Below are 14895 nucleotides of genomic sequence, written 5' to 3'. Positions count from 1 at the left end.
ATATTAAAACTATTTATTAGATCCGGCAAATCTCACGCGGGCACAGTTCACAATGACATACGCCTTGCAGCATTTCCAAATCCTTTACGACAATCATGCCATTATCATATTCGACTGCATTTTTTTTACGCAAATCACTCAGCATCCGGTTTACACTTTCGCGGGTGGCACCGATCATATTGGAGAGGTCGGTATGAGTGATTTTTTTATGAATAAGGATATGTTCCCCATGAGGCTCTCCATAGGTGTTACACAGGCGGATTAGCGTGGAGCACAGAGCACCGGGCTTCCCGTACATCATTAGATCGCGAAATTTGGTCTGAGTAATACGGTGGTGGGACCCCATCCATTTCATAAAGTCAATGGCAAAATCACAGTGCTGGCAAATAAGCAGCTCCAAATCCGTATGATCGACAACACCGATATCACTGTCCTCCAGAACTTCGGCAGAAAAGGAGTGCTTGGTACCAAAAAATGGATCAGCTTGACCAATCAGATCGCCGCTTTGGTACATATATAGTATAAGTTCCTTACCCTCATCCGTTGTTTTTGTTACTTTCACGCGTCCGCGCTTGATATAAAACAGCTTATCCGCTGTGTCTCCTTCCCAGAACAGGTGTGAGCTTTCTGGCATGATCCGATCCTTCATCATCACTTGCAGCCGGTTGAAGCTGGCCTCCGAGAAGCAACAGGTATTGCCGCGGGCTTCCATTACGTTTGCAGGGTTTCTCATCGTCCATTTCCCCTTTGTTTCCTTTGTTTTTTTATCTGCAACTTGATCAATTCAAATTCATTATATACCTGTGCTATGCGTTTTTGGGGCAAGAAGAGGGGGTAAAAGTGGCAGAATTCCAAACTTTGTGATTTAATTCACTTCATAAAATAAAATTTTAAATATATTGTGAAAAAAATCACAATATATCTTGAAAAGCTGTGTTACGATCAGTGCGTGAACAAGAGATAGTACACGAGATAACAGGAGGATGAGGGAAATGGCTGTTAAAAACGAGGTTATCCAAAAAGAGCAAAGCGCTGAGCAGTATATTCAAACACTGATTGACCGGGGGAACCGGGCACAGCAGGCTTTCATGAGTATGAATCAGGAGCAGATTGACGAAATCGTACAAGCTATGGCACTCGCAGGGATGGATAAGCACATGCATCTGGCGAAGCTGGCTGTTGAAGAAACAGGACGCGGTGTGTACGAGGACAAAATCACCAAAAACATGTTTGCAACAGAATATGTCTATCATAGTATCAAAAATGAAAAAACCGTCGGTGTCATTGAAGATAATGACTTTGACAGTTTTCAAAAAATAGCAGAACCTGTCGGCATCATAATGGGGATCACTCCAGTGACTAATCCGACTTCAACTACAATGTTCAAAGCGTTGATTGCTATTAAAACACGTAACCCGATCATTTTCGGTTTCCATCCATCCGCTCAATCGTGTAGTGCGGAAGCAGCTCGCGTCTTGCTTGAAGCAGCCGTCAAGCATGGTGCTCCAGCCGATTGTATTCAATGGATTGAAGCTCCATCGATGGATAAGACAAATTCACTTATGAATCACCCGGATGTGGCGCTGATTCTGGCAACTGGTGGATCAGGCATGGTTAAGGCGGCATATAGCTGCGGTAAACCTGCTCTGGGCGTAGGTCCTGGTAACGTGCCTTGCTTCATTGAAAAGACAGCGGACATCAAGCAAGCTGTGACCGATCTGATCCTCTCAAAATCTTTTGATAACGGTATGATCTGTGCTTCCGAGCAAGCGGTTATTATCGAAGAGCCAATCTTCGAACAAGTGAAAAAATTGATGATCGCTAACGGTTGCTATTTTGTAAACAAAGAAGAAGCAGCTAAGCTCACTCAAGGAGCTATGAATGTCGAGAAATGTGCAGTGAACCCAGCAATCGTCGGACAGTCTGCTGTAAAAATTGCTGAAATGAGTGGCATCACAGTACCAGCAGGAACTAAAATTTTGGTTGCTGAGATTGAAGGGGTAGGAACAAAATTCCCATTGTCTGCGGAAAAATTGAGTCCTGTATTGGCTTGCTATAAAGTAAAAAATGCTGAACAAGGTATTCAACGCGCTGCTGAAGTCGTGGAATTTGGGGGCATGGGCCACTCGTCTGCTATTCATTCGAACGATGAGGACGTTATCGCTCGGTTCGCGAACCGTTTGCAAACAGGCCGTATCATTGTAAATGCACCTTCCACACATGGTGCGATCGGTGACATCTACAACACCAACCTTCCATCGCTGACACTCGGTTGTGGTTCGTACGGACGTAACTCGACTTCGTCGAACGTATCGGCAGTCAACTTGATTAATGTAAAAAGGGTGGCGAAACGTACGGTGAATATGCAATGGTTCAAAGTACCTTCCAAAATTTATTTTGAAAAAAATTCGACTCAGTATCTTGCTAAAATGCCTGATATCACACGTGTAGCCATTATCACAGACCCTATGATGGTAAAACTTGGATATGTGGATCGTGTCATCCATTATTTACACCAACGCCAAACACCAGTAGCTATCGAAGTGTTCTCGGAAGTAGAGCCAGATCCATCGACAGTTACGGTAGAACGTGGTACTGAAATGATGAGACGTTTCCAACCGGATTGCATTATTGCATTGGGCGGAGGTTCGCCGATGGATGCGGCTAAAGGCATGTGGATGTTCTATGAATACCCAGATACTGATTTCAACAACTTGAAACAAAAATTTATGGATATTCGCAAACGGATCTACAAGTACCCGCGTCTCGGTCAGAAAGCACAATTTGTAGCCATTCCTACAACCTCGGGTACAGGTTCGGAAGTTACATCGTTCGCAGTTATTACAGACAAAAATCAGGGCAACACGAAGTATCCGCTGGCTGACTATGAGCTGACTCCTGATGTGGCAATTATTGACCCTGAGTTTGTATATTCGCTGCCTAAAACAGCTGTAGCGGATACAGGTATGGACGTACTGACACATGCCATCGAGGCCTACGTGTCTGTAATGGCTAGTGACTACACAGACGGTCTGGCAATTAAAGCTATTCAACTGGTATTCCAATACCTAGAGCAATCGGCTCTGAGTGGCGACAAGCTGGCTCGTGAAAAAATGCATAATGCTTCCACGCTGGCAGGAATGGCGTTTGCCAATGCATTCCTGGGTATTAACCACAGTCTTGCGCACAAATGGGGTGGACAATACCACACAGCACATGGTCGCACAAATGCCATTTTGTTACCACACGTCATTCGTTATAATGCGAAAAAACCGACGAAGTTTGCTTCGTTCCCTAAATATTCGCACTTTGTTGCGGATGAGCGCTATGCAGAAATTGCACGCATACTGGGACTGCCTGCCCGTACCACGGAAGAAGGGGTTAATAGCCTGATCGAAGCGATCCGCAAGCTGAACAAAACACTCGGTATCGAGGAATCGTTCCAGCAAATCGGCTTCGATGCGAAGGATTTTGAATCGCGTGTAGATTATCTGGCTGACCGCGCTTTTGAGGATCAATGTACAACTGCGAATCCGAAGCTGCCGCTGGTTACCGAATTAGCTGATGTATACCGCAATGCCTTCTACGGACGTTTTGACCAATAATATATAGGTACTAATAGAATTTGTGACTAAGCATTTTCCCGTTCAATACCAACGCAGGCTCTCTATATAGAGGGCCTGTTGGTTTGGGAAGGGAGGTGAACGGCAAGGATAAAGGTACGGGCGTGAAGCTAAAGAAAATAAAGTGATAAATATCACCTGTATTGTGATTTTTATCACATACTACACTCTATCATTATTCTACAATAAGGGTGTAAGAAAGGTCCCGACACTGAGCGTAAGGCATCGGTGAAAAGGCCGGACTCGAGACTATTTAAATGTGAAAAAAATCACAAGTCCGGAAAACCAAACAATTTGGAGGGATTTACATGTCGGTGATTGAGAGAGAATTACAAGAGCAACAATCTGGCTGGAGAGGTTTCAAAAAAGGTAAATGGACTAAAGAAGTCAACGTCAACGATTTTATCGAAACCAATATCTTACCTTATGTCGGTAACGAAGAATTTCTAGTTGGCCCTACCGCCAACACAACTGCACTGTGGGATATTGTATCCGATCTTACCAAAAAAGAGCTGGCAAACGGCGGTGTGCTTGATGTAGACGTGAATACGCCATCCACCATTATTTCACATAAGCCGGGCTATCTAGACCGGGATAAAGAACAAGTTGTCGGTGTACAAACAGACGCTCCATTCAAACGCTCTTTGCAGCCGTTTGGTGGTATCCGGATGATGATTGACGCTTGCAAAGCCTATGGCTTTGAAGTACCGCAAAGCATTGTTGATATCTTCACTCATATTCGCAAAACGCATAATCAGGGTGTATTCGACGCTTATACCGATGATATGAGAGCAGCTCGTAAAGCGGGTATTATCACTGGTTTGCCAGATGCATATGGTCGTGGTCGCATTATCGGTGACTACCGTCGTGTAGCACTGTATGGTGCAGACTTCCTGATTAAAGACAAAAAAGCTCAACTGAAAAGCCTTGAAGTAGATTCCATGGAAGAAGACGTAATTCGTCTGCGTGAAGAAATTTCCGAGCAAATTCGCGCTTTGAACGAGCTGAAACAAATGGCCGCTGATCATGGTTTCGACATCTCAAAGCCTGCTAACAACGCAAAAGAGGCTTTCCAATGGGTGTATTTTGGCTATCTTGCAGCGATCAAAGAACAAAATGGTGCAGCAATGTCCTTGGGACGTGTGTCTTCCTTCCTTGATATTTATACTCAACGTGATTTGGAAGAAGGCGCAATGACAGAAGAACAAGCACAAGAACTGGTCGATCATTTTGTTATGAAACTGCGTATTGTTAAATTCCTGCGTACACCTGATTATAACGAACTGTTCAGCGGAGACCCAACATGGGTAACTGAATCCATTGGCGGTATGTCCATTACTGGAGAAACTCGGGTTACTAAAAACAGCTTCCGTTTCCTGCACACCCTGTACAATCTGGGACCTGCACCGGAACCGAACCTGACTGTACTGTGGTCAGAAAAATTGCCTGAAGGTTTCAAAAAATATTGTGCCAAAGTATCCATTGAAACCAGCTCCATTCAATACGAAAATGATGATCTGATGCGTCCAATTTATGGCGATGATTATGGTATTGCATGTTGCGTATCGGCTATGAAAATCGGTAAACAAATGCAATTCTTTGGTGCTCGTGCCAATTTGGCTAAAGCTCTGTTGTATGCTATTAACGGCGGTGTGGATGAAAAATCAGGTGCTCAAGTAGGTCCTGAATATCCTGCAATTACTAGTGAAGTGCTGGATTACGAGGAAGTGCTGAGCCGCTTCAAGCCAATGATGGAATGGTTGGCAAAATTGTACATGAACACTTTGAACGTTATTCACTACATGCACGATAAATACAGCTACGAACGGATTGAAATGGCGCTGCATGACCGTGATATTATTCGTACAATGGCTTGTGGTATTGCCGGTCTGTCCGTTGCTGCCGATTCCCTGAGCGCCATTAAACATGCAAAGGTGAAACCAATCCGTAACGAAAAAGGCATCGCCATTGACTTTGAAATTGAAGGCGAATATCCTTGCTACGGTAATAACGATGATCGTGTAGATAACATCGCAGTAGAACTGGTAGAGTCCTTCATGGGCATGATCCGCAAGCATAAGGCTTACCGGAATGCGATTCCTACTCAATCTGTGCTGACCATTACTTCCAACGTGGTATACGGTAAGAAAACAGGTACAACACCGGATGGACGTAAAGCAGGCGAACCGTTTGCACCAGGTGCAAATCCAATGCATGGACGCGACAAAAAAGGTGCTTTGGCTTCCCTGAGTTCCGTAGCTAAATTGCCTTACGAGCACAGCCTGGATGGTATCTCGAATACCTTCTCCATCGTGCCTAAAGCACTGGGTAAAGAAGAAGAAACACGCAAAACGAATCTTGTTTCCATGATGGACGGCTATTTCGGAAGTCATGCACATCATCTGAACGTCAACGTATTTGCTCGTGAGCAATTGCTGGATGCGATGGATCACCCAGAAAACTATCCACAGCTTACGATTCGCGTATCAGGCTATGCCGTTAACTTCATCAAGCTGACTCGTGAACAACAGCTGGATGTCATTAACCGTACTTTCCACGGTACAATGTAACAAAGCTTTACGTATCATATATTACAACGACGCACGCATAGCGGATGCGGGAAGGATGATGCAACATGCTGAAAGGCCATATACACTCATTGGAAACCTTCGGGACCGTCGATGGTCCCGGCATCCGCTTCGTGCTTTTTATGCAAGGATGCTTGTTAAAATGCCAATATTGTCACAACCCGGACACCTGGGCTCTAAATGAAGGCAATCCAATGACCCTGAAGGAGGTATTGGCTGAAATTGAGCCATATTTAGCCTACTATCGTTCTTCGGGAGGCGGATTGACTGTATCCGGTGGAGAACCAACACTGCAAGCTCATTTTGTGGCAGAGCTATTCAAAGAAGTGAAGCAACGCTGGAATTTGCACACAACGCTGGACAGTAACGGTTTTAATGACGCAGGCCGTATCCATGAACTGCTGGACGTAACAGACTTGGTGTTGCTGGATATAAAGCATATTGACAATGACAAGCATATTAAGCTAACAGGCAAATCCAATGACCGTATGCTAAGTACGGCACGATGGTTGTCTGAACAAGGGCGCAAGATGTGGATTAGACACGTGTTTGTACCGGGTATTCATGATGATGAGCAGGATCTGCTGAATTTGGGGCGGTTTATCGGAACATTAAACGGAGTCGAAAAGTTCGAAATTTTACCCTACCACCAAATGGGTGTATACAAGTGGGAAATGCTCGGCAAGGCGTATCCGCTGGAAGGGGTTCCGTCCCCCACAGATGAAGAGGTTCAACGTGCTTATCGTCTCATTGAAGAAGGTCGTCTGGAGACCGCAGGGACAAATGCCGCTGTCCGTCCGTCATAATGTTGAATGGCCTTTAAAATACTTTCTATTTATGAAGCCGCCGCCCCATCAGGTCAGATGGGGCGGCGTTTTTTTGTTGTAGTATTTCTTGCAGCCACAGGAGAAAGTTCCCTTTTTTTCATGTTCAGCAAAATTCCCAGCAACTTTTGGTCAACAGCCGCGTCTAATAGTATGACTTTTTACGGGGATGATAATAATTTGGTAATAGAAGGAGACAAACAATGAATTTCAAGAAATGGACCATGCTCACCGCGCTTGCGGTAGCTCAGGTGGCTGCAGTAGCCCCTGTAGGAGCAGAAGCAGTATCCACTGTTCAATCCACCGATTCGGTTAGCGGACAGCAGGCTCAGGCCAATGTCACAAATTCCGGCGTTGATAATAGTATCGGGGGACAAGGTAGCACTGGAGCACAAAATGACACAGTGACACCTGATAACACAGGCGCATCCAATGATCCTTTGTCCGGCTTGCCGACGGATACAACCAACGGATCGAGCGTATCCAATGATGTATACAGTGGAGACGGAACGATCACCAACCCTGGTGGTTCTCCAACATCCATGAGTGCAAATCAACTGATTTTGTATTTGAACAGCGCAAAAATGGAACAAAACGGACAGGTGTATACGGCGACTCAGCCGATGACAGTCAAGGACGGTGTTTCTTATGTAGCTATTCGCTCGCTAGTCAGCCGCGTCGGCTTACAGTTTAGTTATGATACTGCTACCAAGGAAACCGTTATCACCCAAGGTACAAACGTGCTGCGCTTTAAGACAGACAGCAAAATTTATACTGTTAACGGTGAGGCTAGACAAATGAAGGGACCGGCATTCCAGCAAAAGAACGTATTTATGGTGCCGTTGACCTCTATTACACAGGCTTTGAATATTCCTTATACTGTAAATAATACAACAAAACAGGTTATTATGGATTTGAATCAAAAGCCTAAAGCTTCCTTCACGGTTCAGCAAAAAGATATCTATGCGGGCGAAACCCAAGTTACGTATTTGACAAAGGAATCTTCTCCTACAGGTCTTCCAATTGTGAATCAACGTTGGGAAGGCAAGCAGGACGTATTTCAAGAGCCAGGTACATATGTAGTTACCTATTCCGTTCTTGACTCCGCAGGGAACTGGAGTGATCCATACTCAGTTACGATTACGGTAAGACCGCCGAATCAGCCGCCAGTGGCTCTGTTTACAACAGATAAAAAAGAATACAAAATGGGTGAAAAAATCACGATTACGGATCTGAGTACGGATGATGAAAATGCGATTACTAAACGTGATTGGGTGAATAAGAAACTGGCGTTTTTCGAGCCGGGTGATGTGACCATAACGCTGACCGTGACTGACAAGCATGGTGCAACAGGTACAGTAAGTCAAACGATTAAGATTACGAATGAGCTACTATACAACGAAGATGATTTCAACAAAATCTTCACGCCTTATGGTGATAAGTATAGTGTAGACGGCAGTCAGGTGCCTACTATGGCTACCATTCCGTTAACCAGCACATCTTCACCACGCCTTCTGATCCGTGCTAACAGCCCGGAACGTGTATTCCAGGATGGTATTGTGTATCAGGAAATGGGATCAGGCAGCACACGTATACTCGTCCATCATGTGAATGAAACGGGCAGAGATGTAAAAATGTACGTTATCGCAACCAACAATAATATTACTGCTGCTAATCTGAACGTCGAAAATTCCGGCTTCGCCGGCCCATCTGAGTTTGCGACGGCTGCGGGTAAGGTTTCGATTCAGCGGTACTTTCAATCCATGCAGGATGGAAGCAAACGTTCCAGCACGGTTCTGAATCCAGGCGAAAGCCGCGTTATTTTACAGGATTTGAATGCGCAAAAAATTAAGCAAAAACAGGTCATTTCTCTCTTATCTGACTTGTATACGGATCAACCTATTCAATACACAGTTGTTGTGTTAGATGCAAATGCAGATCCATTGATTGCCATGCCTACTCTGGCAAAACTGCCTAAGGACGGAATTCATAACCGTGGAACGTATGCGAATTCGGATATTACGCTTGAATATACAGAAGAGGTTGGTAAAACAGCTCAGCGTATCGTTCTTGGCGACAATAAAGTAGACCCGAACCTGCTTGGTTCAGACGGTCTGGACGGTTCTTCTTCCTCCAATGCGGGTAATTTTGGTGTTGTGTATAAGGTTAAACTGGATCGCGTAGCGCCATATTCCCTGATTACATTTAACCCGCGTGGTGGTGAATACTCTGGCTATGCTATGGTGAATAATCAGGTCGTGGGTATCCCGACGAACGGCTCCGTGTGGGCTCCGAATGAGATGAGTGTACTGTATCGTACAGGTCATATCGAGGAAAGTGTAGAGATGTATTTCACTGCTGCGGCGGGTAGTAACTTGCCAGTTTCGGTGGTAGTTATGCCATTACCAGCTATTAAAAATTAATATGTGCATCCGGTATTGTTTATTGGTTTAGACCGAAGGGTCTCATCATTCACCGTTTAAAGTCAGATCACTTACAGAATAAAGGCGTTCACCTGCTGCGGATTCGGTTCAAGCACAGGAAGAACGTCTTTTTCTTTATCAAGAGCGCGAATATCTCTTATAACTTTGACTTTAATCGTGGTATAATAAGCAGATGCAAGCCTAAGCCTGCATCAGATAACCTGAAACTACAGACAGGGGAGGGTGAAACGCATGCTGACAAAGGATGAGATTATCGCAACAATGTCCACTCAGGGGCTGCGTATTACGGATCAGCGCAAGACGCTGGCCACGTTATTTTCCGAGAACGAAGGGTATCTGTCCCCAAAAGACGTTTATGAATATATGGGTAAAAAATACAGCGGACTCAGCTTTGACACTGTTTACCGTAATTTGCGTGTGATGCAGGAATTGGGTGTGCTGGAGCAGGTATCTTTTGAGGATGGGATGAAATTCAAGGTAAGCTGCAATGAGCATCATCACCACCACCATATGATTTGCCTGAGCTGTCAGAAAACTTTACCAATCTCTTTCTGCCCGATGCAGATGACAGATACGACAGATCAGTTCCAAATTGTTGAACACAAGTTTGAGATTTTTGGTTATTGCAAGAAGTGCCAGAAGAAGAACGGGCAAGCAGAGGCCAATTCTAATGGGGGATACAAACAGGCGAGCGGTCACACTCACAGCCACGGAGGCTACTGAAATGAAAATTACCACACGCAGAGTGGTTCAAGCTCCGATTAAGTTATACCGATCCTATATTTCACCATTAAAGCCACCGACCTGCCGCTTCTATCCGACGTGCTCCCAGTACGCGCTGGAAGCGGTGGAAGTGCATGGTGCGTTCAAGGGCTCCTGGCTGGCCGCCAAACGTATAGCAAAGTGCCATCCCTTTCATCCGGGCGGTGTAGATTTGGTGCCTCCTGCTAAAAAGCGGGCGAATAGATCCGGTGAAGATCGTTTTGCTGACCGTACTGGGAAGGGCTTGACTTGACATAGCTATGCGGGTTTGGTTATATTTTGGATAATAATGTTTTCCTGCGAAGGGATGAGTAGGGTCAACCGTCCAGTACAGAGAGCCGGGGCTAGCTGCAAACCGGTCTGGACGAAGCCTGAATATGGTCCTGGAGGAACCTTTTTCGAGCGTGCTTGCCACCGTTCAATGTTTTATAGGGGCGACCGTAAGGGAAAGGCGTGATCCAGCGTTAATGGGCGGTCAGAAATGACTGGTGAAGCCTGTAGTCTGCGAGGATACGGGGAATTTGGGTGGTAACGCGTGAGGTGACTCTCGTCCCATAGGGACGGGGGTCTTTTTTGTGCCCAATTGGTGTGAAAAACATGAATTGGAGTACCGAATTCAGGGGAGCATGCCTTATTTTGCTGCCATGAACAAAACAGGAGGCAATACACATGTCCAATGAGAAAACATTTTACATTACGACACCGATTTATTATCCAAGCGACAAGCTACATATTGGTCATGCGTACACTACGGTAGCCGGAGATGCGATGGCGCGCTACAAGCGGCTGCGCGGCTACGAGGTGCGCTATTTGACAGGAACGGATGAGCATGGACAGAAGATTGAGCAGAAGGCGAGTGCGGCTGGCAAAACACCGCAACGTTTCGTTGACGATATTGTGGCAGGGATTCAGGACTTATGGCGGAAGCTCGACATTTCCAATGACGATTTTATTCGTACAACGGAAGAACGCCACAAGAGCGTTGTGCAGGAAATTTTTGATCGTTTGCTAAAGCAAGGAGACATTTATAAGGGCGAATACGAAGGCTGGTACAGCATACCTGACGAAACTTATTACACGGAGACTCAATTGGTTGACGTGGTGAAGGATGCAGAAGGCAATGTGGCTGGAGGTAAAAGCCCGGACAGTGGGCACCCTGTAGAATTAGTCAAGGAAGAGTGTTACTTTTTCCGTATGAGCAAGTATGCTGATCGTTTGTTGAAATTTTATGAGGAGAACCCGCAGTTTATCCAGCCGGAATCCCGTAAAAAAGAGATGATTAACAATTTTATCAAGCCGGGTCTGGAGGATTTGGCTGTATCCCGCACAACCTTTGACTGGGGCGTTAAGGTGAAAGGTGATCCGAAGCATGTCGTATATGTGTGGATTGATGCGCTCTCCAACTATATTACAGCCCTGGGCTATGGTTCCTCCAATACCGAGCTGTATGATAAATTTTGGCCTGCAAATGTGCATATCGTTGGGAAGGAAATTGTACGATTCCATACGATATATTGGCCGATCATGCTAATGGCGCTGGATCTTCCGCTGCCTAAAAAAGTATTTGCGCACGGCTGGCTGCTCATGAAGGACGGTAAAATGTCCAAATCCAAAGGCAACGTCGTTGACCCTGTAACACTGATTGACCGCTATGGTCTGGATCAACTTCGGTATTACTTGCTGCGTGAGGTGCCTTTCGGCGCTGATGGGACTTTTACACCGGAAAGCTTCGTTGATCGGGTCAATTCTGATTTGGCGAATGATCTAGGCAATTTGTTGAACCGTACCGTAGCAATGGTAGACAAATATTTTGAAGGTAAGGTTCCGGCTTATGAAGCGAATGTAACAGCATTCGACGGGGCTGTGGAGGAAATGGCAACAGCGACTTACAGTAAAGTAGAAGAAGCGATGGAAAATATGGAGTTTTCTGTGGCTTTGACGGCGATCAGTCAATTTATTAGCCGTAGCAACAAGTATATTGACGAAACACAACCATGGAACCTGGCCAAGGATGAGGACAAACGCCGTGAGCTGGCATCTGTTATGGTGCATTTGGTGGAAAGCTTGCGCATCGCGTCCATTTTGCTCCAACCGTTCTTGACCCGCGCTCCCCATAAAATTTGGGAACAACTTGGCATTAAAGAAGGTGAATTGACGACATGGGATAGTGGTAAGCAGTTTGGTCGCATGTCGGAAGGAACGCAACTGATCAAAGGCAATCCTATCTTCCCACGTCTGGATTCTGAGCAGGAGGTTGCTTTCATCGTGGAAGCGATGACGGGGGGCAAGAAGCCGGAGGAAGCTGAGGCTCAAGTTCAACCACAAAATGCGGCTGAGGAAGGCCAGAAGGCGCCAGAGGCAAAGGAAGAGATTGGTATTGAGGATTTTGCCAAGGTAGAACTGCGCGTCGCTCAGGTTATCGCCTGTGAGCCTGTGAAGAAGGCCGATAAGCTGTTGAAGCTCCAACTTGATCTTGGTTATGAGCAGCGTCAGGTTGTATCGGGCATTGCCAAGTTTTACACGCCGGAGGATATGGTTGGACGCAAGGTGATTTGTGTGACCAATCTTAAGCCTGTGAAGCTGCGTGGTGAGTTGTCACAAGGAATGATTTTGGCAGCATCACACGGAGATCAGCTCACGCTGGCTACAGTACCGGAAAGCATGCCTAACGGCGCGATTGTGAAATAAATAAAGGTTGTAATAGCGTATGTCTTTCGGCTCACATGCCAGGGCATACGCTTTTTGGGTTGCAACATATTTGGCTGCTTCCTCACGTATGTTTTAGTAATAGAGCTTGTTTTGCTCGCGTTTACTTAAGACAGGCGGGAGGAAATGATGATGACGGATGTTAACGCCGGGTTGGCGATCATAGCAGGAATGGTTTCTTTTTTCTCACCTTGCTGTTTGCCACTGTACCCCTCTTATTTATCTTATATGACGGGTATGTCGACACGTGAACTGGCCGAAGGACGGCATAAGGCTGAGGTGCGTTACCGTACGATGGGACATACCCTAGCTTTTGTACTGGGCTTTTCCGTTGTGTTTTATTCCTTGGGTGCAAGCGTAGGGTTGCTGGGAGAATGGTTTGGCAATTATAAGGATACGCTAAGAGTGGTTGCGGGGATACTGATCTTGGCGATGGGGCTGGTATCTATTGGTGTGATACGGCCTTTGATTTTAATGCGGGAGCATAAGCTTCGCTGGACATGGAAGCCTGCCGGTTATGCCGGTTCCTTTGTGATCGGAATCGGATTTGCGGCAGGCTGGTCTCCCTGTATCGGTCCCATGCTGACGGCTATTATCGCTTTAGCGGCAGTAGAGCATCATACCTGGTTCAAGCTGGTCACAGGCTACGCGCTTGGTTTTGCGATTCCATTTTTTGCATTGGCTTTACTGGCTGGCTCTGTTCGTTTATCCTCGCGTTACACGTCGATTATCGTTAAAACAGGCGGTATACTGCTTGTTATCACCGGTATTTTGCTGGTAACCGATCATATGACAGATGTAACATTGTTTTTACAACGGATTACCCCGGATTGGATGCTGGTTATGTGAAATACTCAATACGACTTAATGGAAAATGTTCAAAAATGCGCTCAGTGATAAATTCTCGCAGGGCGTTTTGCTGTTCATCAGGGTAAACGTATTTATTTTGTCCCCAACGGCCCCATTTTTTCTTGCGCTTCTCCATGTCCATTTCCAGCTTGGTTTTGGGATAACGCTTCTCAATTACAGCCTTGGACGTTTTGGTAAAACGATGCTGGATCAATTCGAACGTCAGATCTTTTGTGGCATCATGAGGCAAGGTTTCCCCCAGTTTGCGCAGCAGTTCACCGTATCCTTCTTCCCAACCGTCATACCAGATGATCGGGGCGATAATAAAGCCTAGCGGATAACCGGCTCGGGCGATTTTACCCGCTGCTTCAATACGTTCTTTGAAGCGTGAAGTCGCAGGCTCAAACTGTTTAATAACATAATCGGAATTAATGCTAAAACGAATGCGGGTATGGCCATTATGCTGAATATCCAGCAGTGGATCGACATGATGATATTTGGTAACAAAACGCAGGCGACCAAATTCTTCATCTGCCATAAAACGAATCAATTCTCCGAGCGATCCGGTGATATGCTCCAAACCAACAGGATCGGAGGTACAGGCTGCTTCAAAACGAGTAATTTCGGGCGCACGTTCCTCGATATAGCCTTTTGCTGCCGATAAGATATCGTCCGTATTGACATAGACACGTATATACGGCTTTGCCCCTAATGTCGTTTGCAAATAACAATAGTGGCAGTGTCCCATGCATCCGGTCGAAATGGGAATGGCGTATTCAGCAGAGGGCTTCGACTGGTCGAAAGTTAGCGTTTTGCGAATACCGACGACCAACGTCTTTTTCGCCATTCGATACTTTTCAACTTCGGTTTCGCCCGGTAAATTGGTAATCCGGTTATGAGATGTGGTCATACGATACGGAATGCCTTTTGCTTTGACCCAATCCATAATACGCTGACCCTTAGGATAATTCAGTGCGTCTGGCTCGAAAAACACCAGATCAGGCACGAACGGTTTGGTTCCTTTGGTTTTGACAGGAGTACGCTCAAGCGTGGACATGGGTAACGCTCCTTTCAGGAATAAATATCCAGTAGTAGCTTG

At 45.8% G+C, this 14895-nt stretch carries 10 protein-coding genes; 8 read left to right on the top strand and 2 right to left on the bottom strand.

The window, feature by feature from the left end; translation table 11 throughout:
- Positions 1 to 16: 16 nt before the first annotated feature.
- The gene (locus NST83_RS14875) at positions 17 to 733 is read right to left on the bottom strand and encodes a Crp/Fnr family transcriptional regulator (RefSeq protein WP_137063583.1); all 717 of its coding nucleotides are present in this window, start codon (positions 731 to 733) and stop codon (positions 17 to 19) included.
- Positions 734 to 992: 259 nt separating this feature from the next.
- On the opposite strand from NST83_RS14875, the gene adhE reads away from it, so the two are divergent.
- From adhE to NST83_RS14835, 8 genes are all read left to right on the top strand, one after another.
- The gene (gene adhE, locus NST83_RS14870; RefSeq protein ID WP_137063582.1) at positions 993 to 3605 is read left to right on the top strand and encodes a bifunctional acetaldehyde-CoA/alcohol dehydrogenase; all 2613 of its coding nucleotides are present in this window, start codon (positions 993 to 995) and stop codon (positions 3603 to 3605) included.
- A 326-nt stretch (positions 3606 to 3931) separates the two neighbouring features.
- Positions 3932 to 6193: a formate C-acetyltransferase gene (gene pflB, locus NST83_RS14865; protein ID WP_342414750.1), complete on the top strand. Its 2262-nt coding sequence runs from the start codon at positions 3932 to 3934 to the stop codon at positions 6191 to 6193.
- Positions 6194 to 6258: 65 nt separating this feature from the next.
- Positions 6259 to 7017 (top strand): pyruvate formate-lyase-activating protein, encoded by a 759-nt coding sequence (pflA, locus tag NST83_RS14860; RefSeq protein ID WP_137063580.1) that lies wholly within the window; start codon positions 6259 to 6261, stop codon positions 7015 to 7017.
- A 221-nt stretch (positions 7018 to 7238) separates the two neighbouring features.
- The gene (locus tag NST83_RS14855) at positions 7239 to 9458 is read left to right on the top strand and encodes a stalk domain-containing protein (protein ID WP_342414749.1); all 2220 of its coding nucleotides are present in this window, start codon (positions 7239 to 7241) and stop codon (positions 9456 to 9458) included.
- 252 nt (positions 9459 to 9710) lie between these two features.
- Positions 9711 to 10202 (top strand): Fur family transcriptional regulator, encoded by a 492-nt coding sequence (locus NST83_RS14850; protein ID WP_137063577.1) that lies wholly within the window; start codon positions 9711 to 9713, stop codon positions 10200 to 10202.
- 1 nt (position 10203) lies between these two features.
- Entirely contained in the window at positions 10204 to 10494 is a 291-nt protein-coding gene (gene yidD, locus NST83_RS14845) for a membrane protein insertion efficiency factor YidD (RefSeq protein ID WP_342414748.1), read from the top strand.
- A gap of 416 nt (positions 10495 to 10910) precedes the next feature.
- On the top strand, positions 10911 to 12929 hold the full coding sequence (metG, locus tag NST83_RS14840; RefSeq protein WP_137063575.1) for a methionine--tRNA ligase: 2019 nt from the start codon (positions 10911 to 10913) through the stop codon (positions 12927 to 12929).
- A gap of 150 nt (positions 12930 to 13079) precedes the next feature.
- Positions 13080 to 13796 (top strand): cytochrome c biogenesis protein CcdA, encoded by a 717-nt coding sequence (locus NST83_RS14835; RefSeq protein ID WP_342417963.1) that lies wholly within the window; start codon positions 13080 to 13082, stop codon positions 13794 to 13796.
- Here the strand turns inward: NST83_RS14835 and splB are convergent.
- Positions 13789 to 14853 carry a spore photoproduct lyase gene (gene splB / locus NST83_RS14830; protein ID WP_342414747.1) on the bottom strand — a complete coding sequence of 355 codons (1065 nt, stop codon included), beginning with the start codon at positions 14851 to 14853 and terminating at the stop codon, positions 13789 to 13791. The two genes, NST83_RS14835 and splB, sit on opposite strands and share 8 nt — an antisense overlap.
- Positions 14854 to 14895: the final 42 nt, after the last annotated feature.

Source organism: Paenibacillus sp. FSL R10-2782 (assembly GCF_038592985.1).
GTDB lineage: Bacteria > Bacillota > Bacilli > Paenibacillales > Paenibacillaceae > Paenibacillus > Paenibacillus terrae_C.
Note: the sequence above shows the minus strand (reverse complement) of the source record. Positions and strands in the feature narration are given on the sequence as shown.